The sequence below is a fragment of the Marinobacterium iners genome (assembly GCF_017310015.1).
GTDB lineage: Bacteria > Pseudomonadota > Gammaproteobacteria > Pseudomonadales > Balneatricaceae > Marinobacterium > Marinobacterium iners.
In genome coordinates, this window is sequence record NZ_CP022297.1 from 775899 (window position 1) to 799582 (window position 23684).

General features: G+C 56.0%; 24 protein-coding genes. 18 read left to right on the top strand and 6 right to left on the bottom strand.

The features are described 5' to 3' along the window. Positions 1–181 precede the first annotated feature (181 nt). Positions 182–508, top strand: coding sequence for a Grx4 family monothiol glutaredoxin (gene grxD, locus CFI10_RS03795; RefSeq protein ID WP_206839544.1), 327 nt, complete (start codon positions 182–184; stop codon positions 506–508). 75 nt (positions 509–583) lie between these two features. Here the strand turns inward: grxD and rnt are convergent, their stop codons facing one another. Further along, positions 584–1204 carry a ribonuclease T gene (rnt, locus tag CFI10_RS03800; RefSeq protein ID WP_206839546.1) on the bottom strand — a complete coding sequence of 207 codons (621 nt, stop codon included), beginning with the start codon at positions 1202–1204 and terminating at the stop codon, positions 584–586. 180 nt (positions 1205–1384) lie between these two features. Here rnt and CFI10_RS03805 point away from each other — a divergent pair, with 180 nt between their 5' ends. From CFI10_RS03805 to CFI10_RS03815, 3 genes are all read left to right on the top strand, one after another. Then, on the top strand, positions 1385–2227 hold the full coding sequence (locus CFI10_RS03805; protein ID WP_206839548.1) for a flagellar protein MotY: 843 nt from the start codon (positions 1385–1387) through the stop codon (positions 2225–2227). A gap of 112 nt (positions 2228–2339) precedes the next feature. Further along, positions 2340–3566, top strand: a complete 1227-nt coding sequence (locus CFI10_RS03810; RefSeq protein ID WP_206839550.1) for an argininosuccinate synthase — start codon at positions 2340–2342, stop codon at positions 3564–3566. A gap of 155 nt (positions 3567–3721) precedes the next feature. Beyond that, positions 3722–5317 carry a hypothetical protein gene (locus CFI10_RS03815; protein ID WP_206839553.1) on the top strand — a complete coding sequence of 532 codons (1596 nt, stop codon included), beginning with the start codon at positions 3722–3724 and terminating at the stop codon, positions 5315–5317. On the opposite strand, the gene CFI10_RS03820 is transcribed toward CFI10_RS03815, so the two are convergent. Then, positions 5305–5676, bottom strand: a complete 372-nt coding sequence (locus CFI10_RS03820) for a hypothetical protein (RefSeq protein ID WP_091821461.1) — start codon at positions 5674–5676, stop codon at positions 5305–5307. The genes CFI10_RS03815 and CFI10_RS03820 overlap by 13 nt on opposite strands. A gap of 364 nt (positions 5677–6040) precedes the next feature. On the opposite strand from CFI10_RS03820, the gene CFI10_RS03825 reads away from it, so the two are divergent. From CFI10_RS03825 to CFI10_RS03860, 8 genes are all read left to right on the top strand, one after another. Further along, a complete protein-coding gene (locus tag CFI10_RS03825) occupies positions 6041–7078 on the top strand; it encodes a hydroxymethylglutaryl-CoA reductase (RefSeq protein ID WP_091821447.1) in 1038 nt (345 codons plus the stop codon). Beyond that, positions 7078–8106 carry a type 2 isopentenyl-diphosphate Delta-isomerase gene (gene fni, locus CFI10_RS03830; protein WP_091821445.1) on the top strand — a complete coding sequence of 343 codons (1029 nt, stop codon included), beginning with the start codon at positions 7078–7080 and terminating at the stop codon, positions 8104–8106. The genes CFI10_RS03825 and fni overlap by 1 nt, the downstream gene beginning before the upstream one ends. A 15-nt stretch (positions 8107–8121) precedes the next feature. Next, positions 8122–9288, top strand: coding sequence for a hydroxymethylglutaryl-CoA synthase (locus tag CFI10_RS03835; RefSeq protein WP_206839561.1), 1167 nt, complete (start codon positions 8122–8124; stop codon positions 9286–9288). Then, entirely contained in the window at positions 9288–10292 is a 1005-nt protein-coding gene (locus CFI10_RS03840) for a mevalonate kinase family protein (RefSeq protein ID WP_206839565.1), read from the top strand. The genes CFI10_RS03835 and CFI10_RS03840 overlap by 1 nt, the downstream gene beginning before the upstream one ends. Beyond that, positions 10270–11211, top strand: coding sequence for a mevalonate kinase (mvk, locus tag CFI10_RS03845; RefSeq protein ID WP_242530096.1), 942 nt, complete (start codon positions 10270–10272; stop codon positions 11209–11211). The genes CFI10_RS03840 and mvk overlap by 23 nt, the downstream gene beginning before the upstream one ends. Beyond that, on the top strand, positions 11198–12193 hold the full coding sequence (mvaD, locus tag CFI10_RS03850) for a diphosphomevalonate decarboxylase (RefSeq protein ID WP_206839574.1): 996 nt from the start codon (positions 11198–11200) through the stop codon (positions 12191–12193). Before mvk ends, mvaD begins: the two co-directional genes overlap by 14 nt. Then, positions 12193–14526 carry a DNA polymerase II gene (locus CFI10_RS03855; protein WP_206839582.1) on the top strand — a complete coding sequence of 778 codons (2334 nt, stop codon included), beginning with the start codon at positions 12193–12195 and terminating at the stop codon, positions 14524–14526. Before mvaD ends, CFI10_RS03855 begins: the two co-directional genes overlap by 1 nt. A 61-nt stretch (positions 14527–14587) precedes the next feature. Beyond that, entirely contained in the window at positions 14588–15124 is a 537-nt protein-coding gene (locus CFI10_RS03860; protein WP_206839584.1) for a retropepsin-like aspartic protease family protein, read from the top strand. Positions 15125–15148: 24 nt separating this feature from the next. Here the strand turns inward: CFI10_RS03860 and CFI10_RS03865 are convergent, their stop codons facing one another. Beyond that, positions 15149–15802, bottom strand: coding sequence for a DUF1826 domain-containing protein (locus CFI10_RS03865; RefSeq protein ID WP_206839585.1), 654 nt, complete (start codon positions 15800–15802; stop codon positions 15149–15151). Between the two features lie 145 nt (positions 15803–15947). Here CFI10_RS03865 and hisI point away from each other — a divergent pair, with 145 nt between their 5' ends. Continuing rightward, entirely contained in the window at positions 15948–16394 is a 447-nt protein-coding gene (hisI, locus tag CFI10_RS03870) for a phosphoribosyl-AMP cyclohydrolase (protein WP_206839594.1), read from the top strand. Between the two features lie 178 nt (positions 16395–16572). Here hisI and CFI10_RS03875 read toward each other — a convergent pair whose 3' ends face one another. Genes CFI10_RS03875 through CFI10_RS03885 form a run of 3 tightly spaced genes read right to left on the bottom strand, consistent with a single transcriptional unit; the run spans position 16573 to position 19462 of the window. After that, positions 16573–17241, bottom strand: a complete 669-nt coding sequence (locus CFI10_RS03875) for a LutC/YkgG family protein (protein ID WP_206839596.1) — start codon at positions 17239–17241, stop codon at positions 16573–16575. Next, on the bottom strand, positions 17238–18656 hold the full coding sequence (locus tag CFI10_RS03880; protein ID WP_206839598.1) for a LutB/LldF family L-lactate oxidation iron-sulfur protein: 1419 nt from the start codon (positions 18654–18656) through the stop codon (positions 17238–17240). Before CFI10_RS03880 ends, CFI10_RS03875 begins: the two co-directional genes overlap by 4 nt. Positions 18657–18670: 14 nt before the next feature. Beyond that, positions 18671–19462, bottom strand: coding sequence for a (Fe-S)-binding protein (locus CFI10_RS03885; RefSeq protein WP_091821413.1), 792 nt, complete (start codon positions 19460–19462; stop codon positions 18671–18673). Between the two features lie 127 nt (positions 19463–19589). Here CFI10_RS03885 and CFI10_RS03890 point away from each other — a divergent pair, with 127 nt between their 5' ends. From CFI10_RS03890 to rplT, 5 genes are all read left to right on the top strand, one after another. After that, positions 19590–20282, top strand: coding sequence for a FadR/GntR family transcriptional regulator (locus CFI10_RS03890; RefSeq protein ID WP_242530097.1), 693 nt, complete (start codon positions 19590–19592; stop codon positions 20280–20282). A gap of 165 nt (positions 20283–20447) precedes the next feature. After that, a complete protein-coding gene (thrS, locus tag CFI10_RS03895) occupies positions 20448–22367 on the top strand; it encodes a threonine--tRNA ligase (protein WP_206839606.1) in 1920 nt (639 codons plus the stop codon). Between the two features lie 101 nt (positions 22368–22468). After that, positions 22469–22924, top strand: a complete 456-nt coding sequence (gene infC / locus CFI10_RS03900; RefSeq protein WP_425270443.1) for a translation initiation factor IF-3 — start codon at positions 22469–22471, stop codon at positions 22922–22924. A gap of 107 nt (positions 22925–23031) precedes the next feature. Then, positions 23032–23226, top strand: coding sequence for a 50S ribosomal protein L35 (gene rpmI / locus CFI10_RS03905; protein WP_091821403.1), 195 nt, complete (start codon positions 23032–23034; stop codon positions 23224–23226). A 41-nt stretch (positions 23227–23267) separates the two neighbouring features. Beyond that, positions 23268–23624 carry a 50S ribosomal protein L20 gene (gene rplT, locus CFI10_RS03910; RefSeq protein ID WP_091821399.1) on the top strand — a complete coding sequence of 119 codons (357 nt, stop codon included), beginning with the start codon at positions 23268–23270 and terminating at the stop codon, positions 23622–23624. Positions 23625–23684 lie beyond the last annotated feature (60 nt).

The window sequence follows — 23684 nt, forward strand, 5'->3', positions numbered from 1 at the left end:
CCTGCTGCCACAAGGTAACAAAATGGTCTCCAACGACTTGAAAAAGTATGGTCTTTCCTCGATAAACAGTAAACAGATTTCCGCCGGGTTGTGATGGCTAAGTTGAGTGATTTGGTGGGTTATATGGTAGACTGTTGCTCACCGGCACAGTCCGACAAGTGTTAACCAAAGGTGTTTCTAAATGAGTGTAGTCGACACAATCAAAGAACAGATCGAAAACAATGCCATCCTGCTGTACATGAAAGGTACGCCGAGGTTCCCGCAGTGTGGTTTTTCTTCGCGTGCGGTTGAAGCCATCATGTCCTGCGGTGAGCGCTTTGCCTTCGTTAATATCCTCGAAAATCAGGATATCCGTGCCGAGCTGCCCAAGTATGCCAACTGGCCGACATTTCCGCAGTTGTGGATCAACGGTGAGCTGGTTGGGGGTTGTGACATCATTTGCGAGATGGCTGAAAGTGGCGAGCTGAAAGAGATGATTCAGGCGGCGGCCAAGGATGCAGAGGCCTGATCGCGCCGCATTGCATCGGTAGTCCCGGTTCTGACTGGAAAGCCCGCAGTTCTTACGGAGTGCGGGCTTTTTGGTTCAGTCGCGGGTGGCCAGTACCATGTCCCAGCCGCCCATGTCTTTCCAAGTGTTAACAATGGCGCAGAACAGCTCTGCGGTCTTGACGGTGTCATATAGCGCTGAGTGCGCCTGTTTGCCGTCAAAGTCGATGCCGGCCATGTTGCAGGCCTTTGCCAAAACGGTCTGGCCGTAGGCCAGTCCTGCCAGTGAGACGGTATCGAAGGTGGAAAACGGGTGAAAAGGGTTGCGCTTGATACCGGCTCGATCAGCTGCGTTGGTAACAAAACCGTGGTCGAACGATGCATTGTGGCCCACAAGAACGGCCCGCTTGCATCCGTGTGACTTGATCGATTTTCGGATCGGCTTGAAAATTTGCTCAAGTGCCTCCTCTTCAGGCAGGGCATTACGCTCCGGGTCGTGAGGGTCGATTCCGGTAAAGTCCAGAGCGGACTGCTCCAGATTGGCACCCGGAAATGGATGTACGTTCGCATCGTAGCTCTGATCGATCATCAGGTAGCCGTTCTCATCCATCGTAAGCGTGACGGCCGCGATTTCCAGCAGAGCATCGGTACGCGGGTTGAAGCCGGCGGTTTCGACGTCAATGACGACCGGCAGAAAACCGCGAAAGCGATCTGCCATTGGATGAGGGGCTGAATTGCGTTGAGTCAACGAAAGTCCTTATTGCAGCAGGCGATTGGCCGCAGGCATTCTAACAGTCTGGGTAGTGGGGTCAAAATGAGAGTTAAAGTGCCCGCGGCTGGTGCCGATACTTGAATGCTGACCTGATTGTCGGGAGAGACCGAATTGAAATATCCCAGTATGGCTTTGCTATTGCTCCTGTTGCTGCCGGGATGTGCGCAGGCCGTTGTGTTTCGGGCATCAATCGATCAGTCTGTGTGGGAGATGGAAACTTCGCGTTTTTTTTGTCGCTTGAGTCAGTCTGTACCTGCGTTCGGCCGAGCCGTGTTCGAGCATGAGGCGGGTGAACCGTTGCGTTTCAGGCTGCAGCCCACGCAAACCTTTCAGCTAAGCGGGTCCGCCATGCTGGTGGCGCAGGCATCGCCCTGGCAGCCGGGGGAGGCTCCGTTCAACATTGCGGAAGTTGAAGTGGATCAGCAATCGGGTGTGCTCGAGTTGGATAGTGAGGCGGCCAGTCAGATGCTGGTTGCGTTGCATCGTGGCATGACCCCAACCTTTTCCAGCGAGCGCTGGTATGAGAGTGATGAGCCGGTTCAGATTGGTATTTCGGCAGCCAATTTCAAATCAGCCTATGATGACTACTTGGGCTGTCTTGATACGTTGCTGCCGGTAAATTATCGTCAGGTAGCACGTACGGCATTGCTGTTCCCCTCTGCTGCCTGGCAGTTGTCCGATGCAACGCGTGAGCGACTCGACTTGATTGCCCTTTATATCAAGACCGATGACAGTGTGCATTCAGTGTATGTGGATGGCCACTCAGACAATTACGGTCGGCGTCTGTTGAACCGTGACCTGTCCAAGCGCAGGGCCGAAGAAGTGACGCGTTATCTGGTCAGTCAAGGAGTGTCGGAAGATATGATCACCACTCGCTATCACGGTGAACGCTATCCGGTCGTGCCCAACAATACGGCAGAAAATCGGGCACGGAACCGGCGTGTGGCGATCCGGCTTGAGCGCGAATAGAGGCTGTTCAGCGCCTTTGTGCTTTCTGGTATGATACTCGCCTTTGTGCCGAGTGATTTGTTTCCGTGTGCCGGTCGTGGTGACCGGCACACTCAGTTTCTGGAGCAGCAACATGTCCGATATAAAAAAGGTCGTACTGGCGTATTCGGGTGGGCTTGATACCTCCGTCATCGTGCGCTGGTTGCAGGATACCTATAACTGCGAAGTGGTGACCTTTACTGCCGATCTGGGGCAGGGTGAAGAGGTAGAACCTGCACGTGCAAAAGCCGAAGCGCTGGGCGTGAAAGAGATCTACATTGAAGACCTGCGTGAAGAGTTTGTGCGTGACTTCGTATTCCCGATGTTTCGTGCCAATGCCATCTACGAAGGTGAATACCTGCTCGGTACGTCGATTGCGCGTCCGTTGATCGCCAAGCGGTTGATTGAAATTGCCAATGAGACCGGTGCTGATGCGATCTCCCATGGCGCTACTGGCAAGGGTAACGACCAGGTGCGTTTTGAGCTGGGTGCATATGCGCTGAAGCCGGGTGTGAAAGTGATTGCACCTTGGCGCGAGTGGGATCTGACGTCCCGTGAAACGCTGATGGCGTACTGCGAAGAGCGTAACATTCCGGTGGACTTCAGCAAGAACAAGAAGAAGTCGCCTTACTCCATGGATGCCAACCTGCTGCATATTTCCTACGAAGGCGGCATTCTGGAAGATCCCTGGGCTGAAGCCGAGGAAGATATGTGGCGCTGGAGCGTCAGCCCCGAGCAGGCACCGGATGAGCCGACCTACCTGGTACTGACCTACCGCAATGGCGACATCGTGGCTATCGATGGCAAGGAGATGAGTCCGGCAACTGTGCTGGAATATCTGAACAAGGTGGGTGGTGCCAACGGTGTTGGCCGTCTCGACATCGTTGAAAACCGCTTTGTCGGTATGAAATCCCGTGGCTGCTACGAGACGCCGGGGGGCACCATCATGATGAAGGCTCACCGTGCCATCGAGTCGATTACTCTGGACCGCGAAGCGGCCCACCTGAAAGACGAACTGATGCCGCGTTACGCCGAGATTATCTACAACGGCTTCTGGTGGTCGGAAGAGCGCAAGATGATGCAGCAAATGATCGACTACAGTCAGCGCAACGTGAATGGCGAGGTGCGTATCAAGCTGTACAAGGGCAGTGTAAGCGCTGTCGGTCGTCGCTCTGAAGATAGCCTGTTTGATGAAAGCATCGCGACCTTTGAAGATGATGCCGGTTCCTACAATCAGAAAGACGCCGAAGGCTTCATCAAGCTGAACGCGTTGCGCATGCGCATTGCAGCCAGTAAGGGGCGCAACCTGCTTGAAGACTGATTTCCTGTTGAAGGAAATCTATAGGGGGCGATGCCGGCACATGTCGGCATCGCCCCTTTGTTTTTGTGCTGTGCTAAAGCCCTGTGTGGAAAAGGGTTTTGCCTGCAGTCAGACCCTCATGCTATTTTTTCGGTAGTCTTGGTTGCTGTAGGCCTATGGATACTTTTTTTTCAGGCAAAAAGGTGCTGATCCTCGATAAGCAGCTGGAAGACCTCCGGACGTTGCGTGATCTGCTCACCGGCCTGGGGTTCGGGCACATCGAGGTCGCGTCGTCCGTCAATATGGCGCTGTCGATTCTGCGTGAGCAGAATGTCGATGTCTGCTTTATGTCCTATGATCTGGGTAAAGGTGAAAAAAGTGGCCTGCAGGTGATGCATGAGGCTCAGGCTGAAGGCATTCGTCATTACGGAACCGGTTTCGTGCTGGTGGCCGCCCCTGAAACATCCGAGCTTTTATTTGGCTCTCTCGAGTACTCCCCTGATCTTTGCATCAACAAGCCTTATAACGGTGTCCAGTTACGCCAGGTCCTTGAGAAGCTATTGCGTTTGAAGCAGTCGCTTAAGCCCTTGTCTGAGCTGATGGATCAGCAGAAATGGCTTGAGGCGCTGATGCTTTGTGATCAAAAGATTCGAGAATTTCCGGCGCTTAAGATATTTCTGCTGCGCTTCAAGGGGATTATTCTACTGAGGCTGGAACGTTACCCGGAAGCGCGGACGCTGTTTGAGCGCATGCTTGAAGCACGTGACCAGCACTGGATGCGAGTGGGGGCAGGTGTTGCAGCGTACCGTGAAGGGCGTTTCAATCTGGCCTATGACTGTCTTAGTACGGTGATTAATCAGCAGCAGGTTAGTGTGGATGCGTTCAATTGGTTGGCGCGATTGCATCGTTTGCGCGGAGATCTTAGTCAATCGATGACATTGCTGCGCAAGTCTGTCTTGCTTCAGCCCTCAGTCGCGGCACTGCAAGGAGAGCTTGGCAATGTGGCAGCCCGGTTGCAGGACTGGCGCTTGGCAACTGATTCCTTTCGTGCAGCCATTCGCTTTGGTCGCTATTCGGCCTTTCAATTGCCGGACTATTATTTTGCTCTGGCGCGTTCGCTCAGCGACCGTGTCGAAGGGCAGCAGGGGGGGCTGGCCGCTGAGTCCGAGGCTGAAGCGATTCAAGTGCTGGAGCAGGTCATTTCCGACTTCGATCAGGATCGGGTGGCACTTTTCAAATCTCGCCTTCTGTTATCAGATGTTTTGCGCCGTAGCGGAGATGTGCCGAGGGCGGAGCAGGCAGCAAGGTCGGCACTGGATCTTTTTCTGGCACTGCCGCTGGATGATCAGGCGCAGTGGATTGATCAGCTTAGCGACGGGTTGGAGCTGTCGGAAGCCTCACGCAGTGTGGCAGTGTTGCGTCAGGAGTTGACCCGTAAAATGGTCAATATTGACTGGGCCAGAGCTAATCTCAAGGGCATGATGCACTTTCGCAAGGCCGAGCTCGCGCAGGCCTGTGACGCGTTTGCCTTTGCTTTGCAGGTGCAGCCTGATAACCCCAGTATTGGCTTGAATCTGGTACAGACCGAGCTGGAATTGATCAAGCGAAGTCTATCGTCGGACTTGGTGGCATCGATCCGATGCTGTGATGATGTGCTCTATGGAATCCAGTATGCGGCGCTCAGCGGCCGCCAACAGCAGCGTCATGCGGCGCTGGCTGAACGACTGGCTGCCCAGGTGCAACTACTGTCACAGCAGGATCAGAATAACTGATCCTCATCCTTGAGAAACATCTCTGAGTCCATATCGTCGCTGTCGGCTGCCACATATTCATCAGGGTGGACGATGGAGCGTGCGACCTTACGACTGAGCAGCTTGCGCTGGGCGGCGTCTGGCAGGTCAGTGAAGCGTATCACCTGACGGTCGATAAGGGTGTCGATCAAGTCTTCCAGGATGCGGATGGTAGATAGATCCGAATCTTCCAGAAACTCGTTGGCGGTAAAAGCAGAAGAATCCAGAGACAGGAAGCGTAATACCTCTGGATTGGCGGCATCCACTGCTTGGGAGTCAGGGATCTGACGATCGGTCAGGGCGGTGATATTGCCCGCTTCGTCTCTGAGTGCGTAGAGCATTACAATAAACCTGATCTAAGCTAAGTACAGGTTCGAGTGTAGCCTCAGAATCGGCAGCTGTAACCTGTGGTGAGGCTTTATGTTGATTTAAACAACTGTTAGAATTTTGTTGTCTGTTTTAAACCACCATCATGAGACGTGGTGGTTTAGCGGCGTAGTAAATCTGGCAGGTACAGGAGATCAGCTCGAAGCAATCAATATGCCTCTGCTGGAAGTGGGTGATCAGACACAGCAGGAGGTTGCTGACAGCGGGCAGTAATTGCATCCATCTGCGCGGGTGGCTTAAAATCCCGCGCAGCCTGAGGTCTTTCAAGAGGGTTGCCACAGTTGCAGCCCTTTTTTGTTTTCAGAGGATGCGTTGAGCATGAAGTCACATAAAATACTGGAAGCTCCCATCCCGATGCGCTGGGTCGGGCCAATCAAGATCGGCGGCGATGTGCTGAATGAAAAGCTCAGTGTGCCCCTGGCGACCTATGAGACGCCACTGTGGCCATCCGTTGGCCGCGGAGCACGCGTGTCCACCTTGACCGAAAAGGGCATTGTCACCACAGTGGTGGACGAGCGCATGACGCGCTCAATTCTTTTGGAAGCGGATGATGCGCTGGCGGCACATCAGGCGCTGCAGTCAATTAAGGCACGCAAGGACGATCTCAATGCCGTGGTGGCCACCAGCAGTCGCTTTGCCAACCTGATTGACATGCACAGCCAGATCGTGGGCAACCTGATCTATCTGAGGCTGGAGTTCACGACCGGTGATGCATCCGGTCACAATATGGTCACCAACGCCGCTGACAAGCTGATTCCATGGATTCTGCAGCAGTATCCTCAACTGCGTTACTGCTCCATCTCGGCCAACTATTGCTCTGACAAGAAGGCCACGGCCGTCAACGGAATACTGGGGCGTGGCAAGTACGTGGTCAGCGAGATTCTGATTCCACGTGATATCTGCGAACGCCGCCTGAAAACCACGCCGGAAAAAGTGGTTGATCTGAATATCAAAAAGAACCTTATAGGGACCTTGATGGCGGGTGGGCTGCGAAGTGCCAACGCCCACTATGCCAACATGCTGCTGGCATTCTATCTGGCCACCGGTCAGGATGCCGCCAACATCATCGAGGGCTCACAGGGGGTTGTGCACGCCGAAGTGCGTGATGGCGACCTCTATTTTTCCTGTACGCTTCCGAACCTGATCGTTGGCTCGGTAGGCAACGGCAAGGGAATCGATTTTGTCGAGGACAATCTGCGCCAGCTGGGCTGCAAGGAGGCGCGCGAGCCCGGCGCAAACGCCCGCAGGCTGGCGGCGATCTGTGCTGCCACCGTGCTGTGTGGCGAGCTGTCGCTGATGGCGGCCCAGACCAACCCCGGTGAGCTGATGGAAGCCCATATCAAGCTGGAGCGGTAATGACCGACCCCACCAACGAGCGCAAGATAGAGCATATCCGGGCGATTGAGCAGGACCCGCTGACCGATCGGCAGGGGCATTGGTTTGATCGGATTCGACTGATGCACCGAGCTTTGCCCGAACTGGCATTCGATGAGGTTGATCCATCGGTTGAGTTTCTTGGCAAACGACTCTCGTTTCCGCTGCTGATCTCTTCCATGACCGGTGGTGATCATGAGTTGGTGCGACGTATCAATATGAACCTGGCGCTGGCGGCTGAGCAGTGTCAGGTGGCCATGGCGGTCGGATCGCAGCGGGTAATGTTTACCCACCCGGAAGCGCGTGCAAGTTTTGAGTTGCGTCAATTCGCCCCAACTACTGTACTCATAGGTAATGTAGGTGGTGTACAGCTCAATTATGGCTTCGATCTCCAGCGTTGTCAGGAGGCAGTGGACTGTGTCGGGGCCGATGCGCTCTACTTCCACCTCAACCCGCTGCAGGAAGCGGTGCAGCCCGAGGGTGACACTAACTTCAGTAATCTGGCGCAGCAGATGGGTGCAGTGGCGGCAGGGCTATCGGTTCCCGTGATGCTCAAGGAGGTGGGGTCTGGCCTGTCCCCGGCGGATATAGAGTTGGGGCTCAGGCAGGGCATTCGTCACTTTGATATTGCCGGCACTGGCGGCACTTCGTGGAGCCGGATAGAGCATCATAGACGCCATGATGGCAGCGATATTGGGCTCAGATTTCAGGACTGGGGGTTGCCAACCCCTCTGGCACTGCAGCAGGCAGAGCCCTATCTGGATCGGGCTACCCTGATCGCCAGTGGCGGGCTCAGAGATGGGATTGATATGGCCAAATCTGTTATACTCGGCGCCTCGCTGTGCGGTATGGCTGCGCCCCTGCTGCAGCCGGCGATGGAATCTGCCGAAGCGGTTGTAGACGCCATTGAGCGTTTGCGCCGCGAATTTGTTACTGCGATGTTTCTGCTCGGTACGCCTGATGTGGCGGCGCTGTTCCGGAACAGGACGCTTATTGTCCAAGAGCGTTGAGGACCCTGGTCGAGTATGTCCGTTGGTATAGACGAAATCAGCTTTTACACCTCCAACTATTACCTGGACCTGCGCACGCTGGCACAGGTGCAGGGCACCGATCCGGAGAAGTACTATACCGGCATTGGTCAGGAGAAAATGGGTATGGCCGCGCCGGACGAAGACATCGTCACCATGGCAGCCAATGCGGCCTTGCCACTGGTAGAGCGCATTGGGCCTGAAACAATCGGGACGTTGCTGTTTGCCACTGAAACCGGCATTGATCAGTCCAAGGCTGCAGGTGTGTACGTGCATCGTCTGCTTGGCCTGAGCGCCAATTGCCGGGTTGTAGAATTGAAACAGGCCTGCTACAGCGCGACCGCCGCCATTCAGATGGCCTGTGCACTGGTGGCGCGCAAGCCGGACAGCAAGGTGCTGGTGATCGCTTCTGACATTGCTCGCTACGATCTGGATACGCCCGGCGAGGCGACTCAGGGCTGCGGTGCCGTGGCTCTGCTGATCAGTGCCAATCCGCGTCTGGTCACCATCGACCCGGAAGTTGGCAATTATACTGAAGACGTGATGGACTTCTGGCGGCCGAACTATCGCTCGACCGCACTGGTGGATGGCAAGTACTCCACCAAAATTTATCTCAAGGCCCTCAAAAAAGCCTGGGAGCATTTCCGTGAGGCCAGCTCATTGGCGTTTGCCGACTTCAGTCATTTCTGTTACCACCTGCCGTTCAGTCGCATGGCTCAAAAAGCGCATCAGCAGTTGGTCAAGCTGAACAGGGCTGGCCTGTCTTCAGCCGAGCAGGAGGCGCAGATCAGCAATACCCTGCTGTACAACCGCATCATCGGTAACAGCTATACCGCTTCCATGTATATCGGCCTGACCTCGCTGCTGGAAAATACGCTGGAAGATTTGGCCGGCAAGCGGATCGGTTTTTTCAGTTATGGCTCCGGTTGTGTAGCTGAGTTTTTTTCCGGCACCGTGGTGGAAGGCTATAAACAGGCACTGCATACCGAACTGCATCGAGAGATGCTAAACGCCCGGCGCGAAATCAGCCATGATGAATACCTGAAACTGTATCAGCATCAGGTGCCGACTGATGGCGGCGAATACACCTTCCCTGAAGGCACCACCGGCCGCTTCCGTCTGGCGGGCATTATCCATCACAAACGCGAATATATTCCCTGCTGATGCCGACCGCCTGCGCTCCGGGCAAGATCATTCTCAGTGGTGAACATGCTGTGGTGTATGGCGCGCCGGCGCTGGCACTGGCGGTGGATCGGCACATGCGGATCCACTACCGCCCTGATCAATTGCCGCGTTTGAGCTGGCATACCCGCGAGCGCACCCATGAGCTGGGGCTGGACAAGCTGGCCGGCCTGCGGCGTCGCCTCGACAATCACTTCGAGCGCTATCTGCGCGGCGAACTGCCAATTACCCGTATCCTGAAAAAACCCGCTGAGTTGGCTTTCTATGCCATTGATATGGCGCGAGTGCTGTCCGGACTTGATATTCAGCCGCGAGGCAGCCTCAGTATCGACTCGGATATACCCATTGGTGCTGGCATGGGCTCTTCCGCGGCGTTGATTGCGGCACTGTTGAAACTGTTTGGGCATTTTGACAGCCTTGAACAACTGATTCAGCAGGTGCGTTACTGTGAGCGTTTGCAGCATGGGCGCGGCAGCATGATCGATGCAGCGGCTGTGTGCAGTGGAGGGCTGGTCAAGTTGCAGGGTGAGCAGGTGTCACGGCTTCCGCTGGCTGATGAGGGGCTGGGGGCCGGGTGGTTTTGGCTGTTTACCGGTACTCCGGCCAGCAGCACAGGCGCTTGCGTGGATGAGGTGAGGCATCACTTCGGTCAGTCTGAAATCTGGAGTGAATTTGCCGACATCACCGAGCAGGTGGCAACGGCGCTGCTCAAGGGTGATACACCGCTGGAACAGGTGCGTGCCAACCATCGATTGCTGAGCCGTATCGGTGTTGTACCTGCCTCGTTGCAACGCTTTGCCGAGCGTGTCGAACAGCGAGGTGGTGCCGCCAAAATCTGTGGCGCGGGTGCGGTCTCCGGGGATCAGGGTGGGCTGATGCTGCTCTGGCTGCCGCAGGGAACCCCGGCCCAGTTGCCGCTGCAGTCGCATTGGCACTGGGGTGTTCTGAAAGAGGATCGACAAGGTGTCCGCATACTCGAAGATTAACACCCGCGCCCCCGGCAGCATCATGCTGATGGGTGAGCATGCGGTACTGTTTGGCGAACCGGCACTGGCCTGTGCGCTGGAGCACTGGCTTGAAGTCGAGCTGACACCATTGGCATCACAACGGGTAGAAATTGACAGCGCACTAGCACGCTACCGAAGTGATCTGAGTCAGCTGCAACCGGAACCTGCGCTGAGCTTTGTGCTGGCCGTGATTGAGGCGTACCGACCTTACTTGAAACAGGGCTTTCGCCTGCAGATACGCTCCGGTTTTTCACATACCGTAGGGCTTGGCTCTTCGGCGGCAGTCACGGCAGCGGTCACAGCAGCACTGGCCGAATTTTGTGGCACGGATACAACGCCTGAAGCCTTGTTTGAGGTGGCCTTGCATGCCGTGCATCAAGCCCAGAACGGACGCGGCTCCGGAACTGATCTGGCGGCCAGTATATATGGCGGTGTCGTTCAATACCGTGTGAGTCCGCGGACGGTGGAACGCCTGAATGGCCTGCCGCCACTGGCGCTGATGTATTGCGGTTACAAGATGAAAACCCCTGAGGTGCTGGCGCTTGTGGAATCCCGTGCGGCCTCTCAATCCTCACTCTATGCCGGGCTGTATCGTCTCATGGGTCAGACCTGTGAGGCGGGTCGAAGTGCGGTGGACAGCGCCGACTGGTCGCAGCTGGGTCAGCTGATGAATCTGTATCAGGGCCTGATGGATGCGCTGGGGGTGAATGATGCCACCCTGTCCGAGATGATTTGGCGCTTGAGAGCGCAACCGGGCATTCTGGGTGCCAAAATATCGGGCTCGGGCCTGGGTGACTGTGTACTGGCACTGGGACACATGACCGAAACGCTGCCCTGGGAGTCGATCCCGGTCTCGGTAGCCGCTACTGGAGTGGAGATTAGCCATGACACCTGCTGAAGTGATTGATCGTTTATTACCCTCGCACCTGCAGGCAAAGGCGTCATCGGAGCTGTTTGCCCCCAGTAATATTGCGTTATGCAAATACTGGGGCAAGCGTGACCGAAGCTTTAATTTGCCGGTCAACGCATCCCTGTCCGTTTCGCTGGATTATCTGGGGACCCATACCCGGCTCACCCCGATTGATGCTGAAGTGGATGAAGTCTGGCTCAATGGGCAGCAGCTTTTGCCCAGCGCAAAATTCAGCCAGAAGGTATCAGCCTTCATCGACCTGTTTCGTCGGCAGCAGGATCTGTACTTCCGGGTGGAAACCCGCAACAACATCCCCACCGCCGCCGGGCTGGCGTCTTCGGCCTCGGGCTTTGCTGCACTGACGCTGGCACTGAATGATGCGCTTGGGCTGGATTTGGAGCCCCAGCTGCTGTCGGTGTTGGCCCGCCATGGCAGTGGCAGCGCCTGCCGTTCAGTGTTTGATGGCTTCGTCGAATGGCGTATGGGGCAGCGTGAAGATGGGCTCGACAGCCACGGTATTGCACTGGATGCAGAATGGCCGGGCCTGTGTATTGGCCTTGCCAAGGTGGATGCCGGAGAAAAGGCGGTAGATTCCCGCTCTGGCATGCAGCGCACGGTGGAAACCGCCCATCTCTACCAGAGCTGGCCTCTGCAGGCGGCGGCTGATCTGGAAAAGCTGCATCAGGCTATCGCACGACAGGATTTTGAGTTGTTGGGGCAAACTGCCGAACAGAACGCGCTGTCGATGCATGCCACCATGATTGCCAGCTGGCCACCACTGCTGTACTGGCAACCGGAATCGGTGGCGGCGATGCAGACGGTGTGGACGCTTCGTCGACGCGGGGTGCCTGTATATTTCACCATGGATGCAGGCCCCAACTTAAAGCTGCTGTTTGAACAGCAGTGCCGTGATGAAGTGTTGCGTCACTTCCCTGATCTGGAAACCGTGGAACCTTTCGGCAGCCGCTGATGTCCGCCTTGATCGGTTTCCCGCTGACCCGTCGACAGCGGGATCACAACGGTCGACTGCAACTGAGTTATTGGCTCAGAACCGCTACCGGTGCCCATGAGGTGGTCATTGAGGGAGAGGCGGCTGTCGCCTTTATACTGCAGTCGGATGGGGCTCATGTCGCTGAGCTCCTCTCAGACCTGCCCGGCTGTCAGTTGCGACCGCTGTCATTATCAAGCCTGAATCATGAGCCGGTCAGTGCCCTGTATGCAGACAGCCTGCGTGAATGGCATGAAGCGCTTGGTCGTTTGCAGCAGGCGGGTGTCGCGCTCATGGAAGAAGATATTCGCCCGGCTGACCGGTATCTGATTGAGCGCGGTATCTTTGCATCCGCCAGGGTCATTGATGATGCTTCAGGGCCTCGCCTGCAACGCGCCGAGTTTGAACCGCCACTGCGCATCCTGTCACTGGATATCGAAACCACTCTCCGGGCCGACCGAATCCTGTCCGTTGCACTGCAGTCACAAAGCTATGAACGAGTGCTGTTCAACGGCAACATCACCAACTCGCCTGCCGTTGTGCGCTGTCATAACGAGCGTGATCTGCTGCAGCAGCTGATGGCCGAAGTGCGTCGCTTCGATCCAGACCTGATTATCGGCTGGAATGTGATCGGCTTTGATCTGAGGGTGCTGCAGCAGCGTGCCGAGGCACAGCGCTTGCCGCTCTGTTTGGGTCGTGATCAGGAACCGGTACGGGTTGAGCAGACACGAACGGGGCGTTGGTATGCCCGTCTCAATGGTCGTGTGGTACTGGACGGGATCGATACTCTTAAAGGTGCGACTTGGCAGTTCGAGCGCTACAGTCTGGAATTTGTGGCGCGTGAGCTGCTGGGTCGTGGCAAACTGATCGAAACCCCGGACGACCGCGGAGAAGAAATCCAGCGTCTGTATCGTGAAGATCCGCAGGCGCTGGTGCGCTATAACCTTGAAGACTGCCGCCTGGTCAGCGAGATTTTTGAACATACGGAATTGATCCCTTACCTCCTGGCACGGGCACGCCTGACCGGGCTGCCGCTGGACAAGGTCGGTGGCTCATCGCAGGCGTTTGATAACCTCTACCTGCCACGTTTGCACCGCGCCGGATATGTGGCACCCCAGTATGCCTCCGGTGTGGATGGGCTGGATGTTCCGGGCGGATTCGTGATGGAATCGTGTCCCGGGTTGTATCGTCATGTGCTCGTGCTGGACTTCAAGAGCCTGTACCCCAGCATCATCCGCAGCTTTCGGATTGATCCGCTGGGGCTGGCGCTGGGTACTCACGGTGATGCGCCGCCCGATGCATTGGTGCCGGGTTTCCATCACGCCATTTTTGACCGCCGCCATGCGCTGCTGCCCGATATAATCGAACGTCTTTGGCAAGCGCGAGATGAAGCCAAGCGGCAGGGTAACTCGGCCCTGTCGCAGGCGATCAAGATTCAGATGAACGCCTGCTATGGCGTATTGGGCTCGCGGGTGTGCCGTTTTTTCGATCAGCGCCTGTCCGGTTCCATTACCCTGCGTGGCCATCAAATTCTGCAGCAGACCGCCGAGCGGATCGAGCAGGCCTTTGGTCATCAGGTGATCTACGGTGATACCGACTCGGTGTTCGTCTGGCTCGGGGATGACTGGCCGGATCGGGATACGGACCGATATGGGCATCAGCTTGCCAGTGAGCTGAACGCTTGGTGGCAGAAGCAGCTGCGGGAGCGTTTTGATATCGACTGCTCGCTTGAGCTGCAATATGAAGCGCACTATCGGCGTTTTTTGATGCCGCGCATGCGTCACTCAGAAAAGGGCAGCAAGAAACGGTATGCCGGTCTCAAGGTGCAGCCGGACGGCAGCGATCAGCTGGTGTTTCGCGGGCTCGAATCGGTCCGGACCGACTGGACGCCTCTGGCACGCCAGTTCCAGCAGGCGTTGTATGAGCGCATCTTCCGCGACCAGCCTTGGCAGGTCTTGTTGCAGGAAACCGTGCGTGCCGTTCGGGCCGGTGAACGGGATGGTGATCTGGTGTACCGCCGTCGTATTCGCCAACCGCTTGCTGCGTACCAGCGCAATCGGCCGCCTCATGCGCGTGCGGCTCAAATGTTGGATGATGATCGTCGGCACCGTGGTTTGCCACCGGTCGTACGGGTTGGTGACAGCATCGCCTATCTGATGACGGTCAACGGCCCGGAACCGCAGGAATTGCTGCGCTCACCGCTGGACTACCAGCACTATATCGACCGGCAGCTGCTGCCGGTCGCTGACACTTTGTTGCCGTTCGTAGGCGAATCTTTTGAACGGCTGATCGCTCCTCAGCAGGAGCTGTTTTGAGAGGGCAGGGATAGTCCTGTCGTTTTTGAGGTCAGAACAATAAGAGGAAACGGAGAGTGCCATGACCGAACATCACCATCAGTCAGACCCTGACCGCACCCGTCGCGGGCTGGCGCGCTGGATGCATCATTTGACTTGGGTAGCACTGCTGTTCCTGCTGACGCTGTTCTTCACGGACTTTGTTGAGGATAAGCGCAACCCCAATCGTAACTTGAACCTGGTCAGCCATGATGCGGGCGAGGTGGTGCTGCAGCGTAACCGTGGTGGCCACTATGTTGCTCCGGGACGTATCAACGGTGAGCCGGTCACCTTCTTGCTGGATACCGGCGCGACCCAAGTCAGCGTGCCCGAGGCACTGGCGGACAAAATAGGACTGGAAAAGGGGCGTCGACAACAGACCATGACCGCCAATGGTGTGATCAGTGTACACACCACGCAGCTGGACTCGGTGCGGCTGGGCGGAATTGAGCTGAGGGATGTGACCGCCAGCATCAACCCCTATATGCCCGATGATACGGTGTTGCTGGGCATGAGCTTTATGCAGCATCTGGACATGGTGCAGCGGGGAAATGAGCTGACTCTAAGCCTGCCTCAATGATCGCGATAAGGCTGAGCTAAAAGGCTACTCCATATAATCCAAAGATAGAAACAGTCTGGCCTGGTGGTCGCTAACGGGTGGTGACCGGTGCACGATGCCATAACCTTCATTCCCGTGCCAGCCATCACCCTTGAGCAGTGCTACATCACCAGCGGTAAGTTGCAACACGCTTTCCGGTTCATTCGCAGGAATGCGGGCAGTGTCGCCTTCAGGTTCAGGCAGGTATTGGGTACCGGTGCCTGAATAGCTGGTAACGAGTCTTACAGGAAGCCGGTCAACATGAAACTTCGGACACATGGCGGCTTTCAGCAATGTCATTCGCAAACCGATGTGTGAGGGGCCAAGCAGGCATTCATACATTTGTAGCAGCTCTACGATGTCGGCAACAATAGACGCCTGGCCATCACCTGCAGGCAATTGCGCCTGCAGCAGTTCAGATGCGTTTTTCTCCAAATCTTCATCACACTGAATCACTGTTCTTATATTCAAACTCGATTGCTGCGCGCAAAGCCTGCTTACATAGCGCTCAATGGAATCATCGAGACTTCGCTGCCAAACAGTCAGGTTGCACTCAGGAGCATAAATGTCCCCCATGATAACGGGGTGGTCGCTGACATGTGCTGCGGGTTTTGGTCTGTGGTGCAACATGGACTTGGTAGGCATATCGGCAAGGTTCATGTCAGGGTTGTCCGGTAAGTTTTTCAGAGTTGGATCAAGTTTTCGTGTTATAATATAACACTTGATTTTAGAGAGTGTCACTCTGTGTCATGCCGGTATGAAACTGGTTTTGCGCATGGTCCCTCATTGGTTGATATGTGGTCCTATGAGAAAGAGTTTTTTTGAAGAGCTGGAGCTCAGTCCCGAAGGTTATGCTGTTGATTTAGAGCCGTTTATGGAAAGTCTGAGCTGGAATGATCAGGGCCTGATACCCGTCATTACTCAGCAATATGATTCCGGTGAGGTGTTGATGATGGCGTGGATGAACCGTGAGTCGCTGGCGATGACCCTCAAGGAAAAGAGGGTTACCTATTGGTCACGTTCACGCCAACAGTTGTGGGAAAAAGGGAAAGTCAGTGGTAACACACAGCGGCTGATAGAGCTGCGAGCGGATTGTGATGGCGATACCCTGCTGTGCTTGGCGGACCAGCAGGGGCCAGCGTGCCACACAGGGCGTGCAAACTGCTTCTATTTCAGGTTTTGTCCGGAAGAGTCTCAGGTTGTAGTAAGCGCCGGAATCCCTGATCCAGAAGACGGTCATTCACAGGTATGACACCCTATCAAGCCACGCTACAAATGTGGGCGATCACCATTTTGATGGACAGATGTTCAGGGCCAAGACAGGAAGTACTTGGGTGAGTGGTGTACAGGTGTACGATGTTCAAAAAGTACCGGGCTACCGGAAAGCAGCCCAGCAACTTTGGCTTGCAAGAAGCCTCTGATATCAGACGTCATTCAATCAAATAGATCACCAGCTGACGTGGGCCATGGGCTCCCATCTGCAGTTTTTGCTCAATGTCGGCACTGCGGGAAGGGCCCGTGATCAGGTTGACTGTCCTGGGCAGGCGGCCGCTGCAGAGGCTGCGCAACCGATCCCATCCATCCTCATAAACCCCTACGATATCCTTGCGCTGCAATACAACCAAGTGCGTATCCGGCAAGAAGTTGAGCGTGGTGGGGCTGTCCGGGCGGGAGTAGAGCATCAGGGTGCCGGTCTCGGCAATACCGACCAGGGCCAGCGTCAGGCTCGCCTCGTCTCCCACCTGTCCCACTCGCTGATGACAGCGGATACGCTCATGTACTGCGGCCCAGCCCAGAGCAGTGAGGGTCTCGTCGCTGGCCAGTATCAGTTCATGCTGGCCCTTTGATTCCAGGGTGTCCGCCACCGCCTCTGGCAGTTGCTCGATATTTTCAAGTGTAACCACTTCGGCGGCTGCTTCCTGTGCCATGCGGATAAACAGCTCAACCTGTGCCTCAGGCGCCTGCTGGCCGCGGGCGGGGATCAGATTACGAGGGTGTTGCTGCAAGCGGTGCTGCACCGCTTCGCGCTGGGCATCCGTTGCTTCGCTGCGGCGCAGGCCATGGCGAATGTTGGCAAAAATCTCGGCACGGCTGCTCATGACTTGTTCTCCTGTTTCTGGCGCGCTTGCCACTGCTGCATGAAAGTCTTGCCGGTTGGGACCGGCATGTCGCGGTGGTCGGTCCAGCCGGAGGCCAGCGGCAGTTTGCTGATCCTGCCTTTTTGGCCGCCCAGCAAACGCATGAGCCGGGATGCACTGGACGAGAACAGTCGGTACAGCATCGGGCGGGTGGCGAAAAAGGCCCAGCTTCCCAGTCCCCAGCGGACAGCGCGAGGCGTCAGGTGCTGTTCAAACTCTTTCTCGCGCCAGTGACGCATCAACTTGGGCAGCGGAATGCGCACAGGGCAGACCTCTTCGCATTTGCCGCAGGCCGTTGAGGCATTGGGCAACAGCGCCGACCGCTCGATGCCGATCATTTGCGGAGTCAGTACCGATCCCATGGGGCCGGGGTAAACCCAACCATAGCTGTGACCACCGACAGCGCCGTATACCGGGCAGTGGTTCATGCAGGCGGAGCAGCGAATGCAGCGCAGCATCTCCTGAAACTCGGTGCCAACCATGTCGCTGCGACCGTTGTCGACCAGCACGACATGGAAATTTTCCGGTCCGTCCTGGTCGTCCGGGCGGCGGTTGCCGGATGACAGCGTGTTATACACGGAAAATTCCTGCCCCGTGGCCGAGCGCGCCAACAGGCGCAGGAACAGCGTCATGTCCTCCAGCGTGGGTACAACCTTTTCAATTGATGACACCACGATATGAGTTTTGGGCAGGGTCTGGGTCAGGTCGCCATTGCCCTCGTTGGTGACAATAATGGTCGACCCGGTTTCGGCAACCAGAAAATTGGCACCGGTGATGCCCACATCCGCGGCCACGAATTGCTTGCGCAGCATTTCACGGGCCTCGGCCATCAGCGCGGCCGGATCGGTCAATTTCGGGCGCTTGTGGTGTTCATGGAAGGCTTCGGATACATCTTCCAGATTGAGGTGAATCGCCGGGGCGATGATATGGCTTGGGTGGTCACCGCGCAGTTGCAGGATATATTCCCCCAGGTCGGTTTCCACCGGGTGGATGCCGTTCTCCTCCAGATATTCGTTGAGGTTGATCTCCTCGGTCACCATCGACTTGCCCTTGGTGACGGTTTTGGCATTCTGCTCACGGCAAATCTGCAGGATGGTCTGGCGTGCATCATCAGCGGTGCGACACCAGTGTACCTGGCCGCCGTTCTCGACCACGCGAGCTTCAAACTCTTCCAGGTACAGGTCCAGGTGTTCAAGGATATGGTTCTTCAGGTCGCGAGCTTCATCGCGCAGCCGATCGAACTCCGGCATGCGGGCGACAGCTGCGGCGCGCTTGCCGGGAAAACCGGCCTTCAGGTTGCCCAGCGCCTTTTGCAGGTTGACATCCTGTAGCGCGATGCGAGCACTTTGCTTGAATTCGGGGCTTTTGATCTGCATGGGGGGGGCTCCGCTTAAAGTGGCTGACCAAGGTCGTAATCGGCTTCGCCGATTGCCGGAGTTCCAGTCATGTCGGCGAGCAGCTCGACCACATGACGTACCTGTACTTCACGGCCTTCACGTTTGAGCTTGCCGGCCATGTTGAGCAGGCAGCCCAGGTCTCCACCCACCAGCGTGCTGGCGCCGCTGTCGGCAGCAAAGCCGGTCTTGTTGCTGACCATGCGGTTGGATATGTCGGGGTACTTGACACAAAAGGTGCCGCCAAAACCGCAGCAGGTCTCCGCTTCCTGCATCTCGGCCAGTTCAACTCCGTCGATTTCGCTGAGCAACTGTCGTGGCTGCTGCTTGATGCCAAGCTCTCGCAGCCCGGAGCAGGAGTCGTGATAGGTGATCTTGCCGTTGAATTCGCTCTGGATGCCGCTGAAATTCAATACGTCTACCAGAAAAGATGTGACCTCAAAGGCGCGAGCCTTGAGTGCTTCCGCACGTGCTTTCCAGGGATCGTCCTCGGTAAAGAGTTCAGGGTAGTGGTGCAGCATGCCGATGCAGGAGCCGGATGGACCCACCACATAGCGGTAGCCCTCCAGAGCTTCGATGGTCTGACGCGCGATGGTACGACTGTTGTGTTTGTCCCCGGAGTTGAATGCCGGTTGTCCACAGCAGGTCTGATTACGGGGTACTTCCACTTCGCAGCCAGCCTGTTCCAGCAGCTTGACGGTGGCAAAGGCTACCTCGGGGCGGAACATGTCGGCCAGGCAGGTAACGAACAGACCGACCTTGATCGGCATGGTTTGGGTGTCGGACATGGTGTCGGCAACCTCGGATTATTATCGGTGCGGTTTCATGGCGGTATAGCTATCAAGATAGGTGATCAGGGCCTAAGCGTGAATGCTATACTTCCAACTGGTCTTACCAGAATGATCACCGGGGGCGATGGTGACACTACAATATGAGCTGGAACGCCTGTTGCTGGAAGGCGAATGGGTGCCGGGGCACCCGGTGCCTTCAGAGCGCAGATTAATGCAAATATATGGAGTTTCGCGGGGAACTGTTCGTGAAGCACTGGCTGGCATGAAAGCCAACGGGGTTATCGAAACCCGTCAGGGCGGGCGCAGCCACTGCATTAATCTGTTGGCACAACACCTTGAGCTGCCGCTGGAAGGGCGGGGGGACGATATTGATTTCCAGATGAAGGTGCTGGAAGCGCGCGCCGTGCTGGAGGCTGAAGCGGCCTGGTATGCGGCGCAGCGTGCCAGTGATGAGGAGCTGTTCGCTCTGGCGCAGGAGTATCAGCGGATGTGCGAGCGTAACCGCCGCCCAGTTGGCCGTGGTGACAGTACGCTGGAAAAAGCCAAGGCGGATCTGCAGTTTCACATGCTGATAGCTCAGTCCAGTCATCACCTGCTGGTATGTTCCTTCAGTCAGATGTTTTATCACCGTTACTTCAATGCGATCTACAGTGTGCTGTCACGCACATTGGGGCGTTTTGGACGTTATCCCGATGGCATCGGCAGGCAGCACGAGAGCATCCACCGTGCACTGCAGGCTCGTGATGCCCCTGCGGCTCGTGAAGCGGCAAGCCAACATATCCTGTATACCCGTGACCTGCTGCAACGATGCCGCTGATTTTTGCGCTTACGGATCGCGCTTTCCAGACTGGGCCGTTATAATCGCCACCCGGACTGGCCGGCACCTCGTACCTGTCGCAGCCACAAGTCCGTTTTCATTTACCGTGTATTAATCAGGATGTGGCCTCTCGTATGGGTACATCCGTCAATCAGGGAACAGAACATGCCTGTCATTACGCTTCCGGATGCGAGTACTCGCACCTTCAATGAGCCCGTTACCGTTCACGATGTGGCCGCCGATATCGGTACTGGCCTGGCCAAGGCTGCCCTCGCCGGCAAGATTAACGGTGAGCTGGTGGATACCAGCTATCTGATCGAAAACGATGTCAATCTGGCGATCGTCACCGCACGTGATGAAGAAGGGCTGGACGTGATTCGTCACTCCTGTGCGCATCTGATGGCGATGGCTGTACAGGATCTGTTCCCGGGTGCTCAGGTGACCATCGGTCCGGTGATCGACGATGGTTTCTATTACGATTTTGCCTATGAGCGCCCGTTCACGCCGGAAGATCTGGAAAAGATCGAGTCGCGCATGAATCAGCTGGCCAAGGAAAATCTGCCAGTCAGCCGCTCCGTGATGTCGCGCGATGAGGCTATCAAGCTGTTTGAGCAGATGGGCGAGAAGTATAAGGTCGAGATTATCGATTCCATTCCGGGCGATCAGCCGCTCTCTTTCTACAAACAGGGCGACTTTATCGACCTGTGTCGAGGCCCGCATGTGCCTTCAACTGGCCATATCAAGGCATTCAAGGTGATGAAGGTGGCCGGTGCCTATTGGCGCGGTGATGCCAAGAACGAGATGCTGCAGCGTATTTACGGTACCGCCTGGAGCGACAAGAAAGAGCTCAAGGCCTATCTGCACCGTCTTGAAGAGGCTGAAAAGCGTGACCACCGCAAGCTGGGCAAACAGCTGAACCTGTTTCACATGCAGGAAGAAGCACCGGGCATGGTGTTCTGGCATCCGCATGGCTGGACGCTGTATCAGCAGATCGAGCAGTACATGCGTGCCAAGCAGCGCCGTCACGGTTACCAGGAGATCAAAACACCGCAGGTGGTGGAGCGTACTCTGTGGGAAAAGTCCGGCCACTGGGGCAAGTTTCAGGAGCAGATGTTCACTACGCACTCCGAGAGCCGTGATTTCGCCATCAAGCCGATGAACTGCCCATGCCACGTGCAGGTGTTCAACCAGGGGCTTCGTTCTTACCGCGACCTGCCGCTGCGTCTGGCCGAATTTGGCTCCTGTCACCGCAATGAACCCTCGGGCTCGTTGCATGGCATCATGCGTGTGCGCGGTTTCGTGCAGGATGATGCGCACATTTTCTGTGCCGAAAACTCGATCCAGACCGAAGTGGCAGACTTTATCGACTTCCTGCATGAGGTCTACGCTGACTTTGGCTTCAGTGACATTCTGTACAAGCTGTCCACCCGTCCGGAAGAACGCGTGGGTTCAGACGAAAGTTGGGACAAGGCGGAGAAGGCGCTGGCTGATGCATTGAACACAGCAGGACTCGACTGGGAGGAACTGCCGGGTGAGGGGGCTTTCTATGGCCCGAAAATAGAATTCTCCCTGCGTGACTGCCTTGGTCGTGTTTGGCAGTGCGGCACCATTCAGGTCGACTTCTCCATGCCGGGACGTCTTGGCGCCCAGTTTGTTAACGAGCATGGCGAGCGTGAAACACCGGTAATGTTGCATCGTGCCATTCTTGGATCGTTTGAGCGCTTTATCGGTATTTTGATTGAGCATTATGCTGGCGCCTTGCCGTTGTGGCTGTCGCCGCTGCAGGCCGTCGTGATGAATATTACCGACAATCAAGCGGATTATTGCCGCGATCTTGCAGAAAAACTCGAAAAATCAGGCCTGCGAGCCACTGCGGACTTGAGAAACGAGAAGATCGGCTTTAAAATCCGCGAGCGTACTCTACAAAAAGTGCCCTACCTGTTGGTAGTAGGTGACAAAGAGGTCGAGTCCGGAACCGTTGCAGTGCGTACGCGCTCCGGTGAGGATTTGGGTACGATGACCGTCGATGCGCTGATTGAACAGCTGGTTCAGGAAACCGAGCGCAAAGGCCGTCAGGCAAAATAAAATCGTCAGGAGATATAGCTATCAGGCGTGATAACAGACGCGGGGGCCGTGCGCCTCTGCCGCCAATCAATGAAAATATCCGTGCCACCGAATGCCGTCTGATCGGCGCGGATGGAAACCAGATTGGTGTTGTTTCGATTCCAGAGGCTCTTGAGAAAGCTCAGGAAGCCGAACTTGACCTGGTTCAGATCTCGGAGTCTGATCCCATTGTCTGCAAGATCATGGACTATGGTAAGCATCAGTACGAGGCCAAGAAGAAAGCAAATGAGGCTAAGAAGAAACAGTCTCAAATGCAGGTCAAGGAAGTGAAATTCCGTCCGGGTACGGAAGAAGGGGATTATCAGGTAAAACTGCGCAACCTGATACGTTTCCTTGAAAGCGGAGACAAGGGCAAGGTTACCTTGCGCTTCCGTGGTCGTGAGATGGCTCACCAGGAGCTGGGCATGCAGCTGATGGAGCGGATCGAAAAGGATCTGACCGAAATCAGTACTGTTGAACAGCGTCCGAAAATGGAAGGTCGTCAAATGGTCATGGTGTTGGCTCCGAAAAAGAAATAGTCACCCGACTGCAGGACCCGCCTGCCTGAAATCTTCGGAAATCAGGTAACGGGTCCTGCTGTTTGTTCGGGTTGGCTGACTAACAAACGAATGCGTGGAGAAAGTTAATGCCTAAGATCAAAACTGTCCGCGGTGCGGCAAAGCGTTTCAAGAAAACCGCTAACGGCGTGAAGCACAAGCAGGCCTTCAAAAGCCACATTCTGACCAAGAAAAGCACCAAGCGTAAGCGTCAGCTTCGCCCAATGCTGCAGGTTCATGCTGCTGACCAGGCTCTGGTTAAGCGCATGCTGCCTTACCTCTGAGTTTTTTCGGTCATTATTAGTTTTTATAGGAAGGAATTGCCATGCCTCGCGTAAAACGTGGTGTACAGGCTCGCGCCCGTCACAAAAAGATTCTGAAACAGGCCAAAGGTTACTACGGTGCCCGCAGCCGTGTGTTCCGTGTAGCCAAACAGGCTGTCATCAAAGCTGGTCAGTATGCGTACCGTGACCGTCGTCAGCGTAAGCGTCAGTTCCGCGCTCTGTGGATTGCACGTATCAACGCTGCTGCCCGTATCAACGGTCTGTCCTACAGCCGCTTTATTGCTGGTCTGAAAAAGGCCAACATCGAAATCGACCGTAAGGTTCTGGCTGACCTGGCTGTATACGAGCAGGGTGCCTTTACTGCGGTTGTCGAGAAAGCCAAAGCTGCACTGGCGTAACATACGCCCGCCTATTGGTAGGTAAATGATCGAATCGAATAGGGGAAGGGTGCAAGCTCT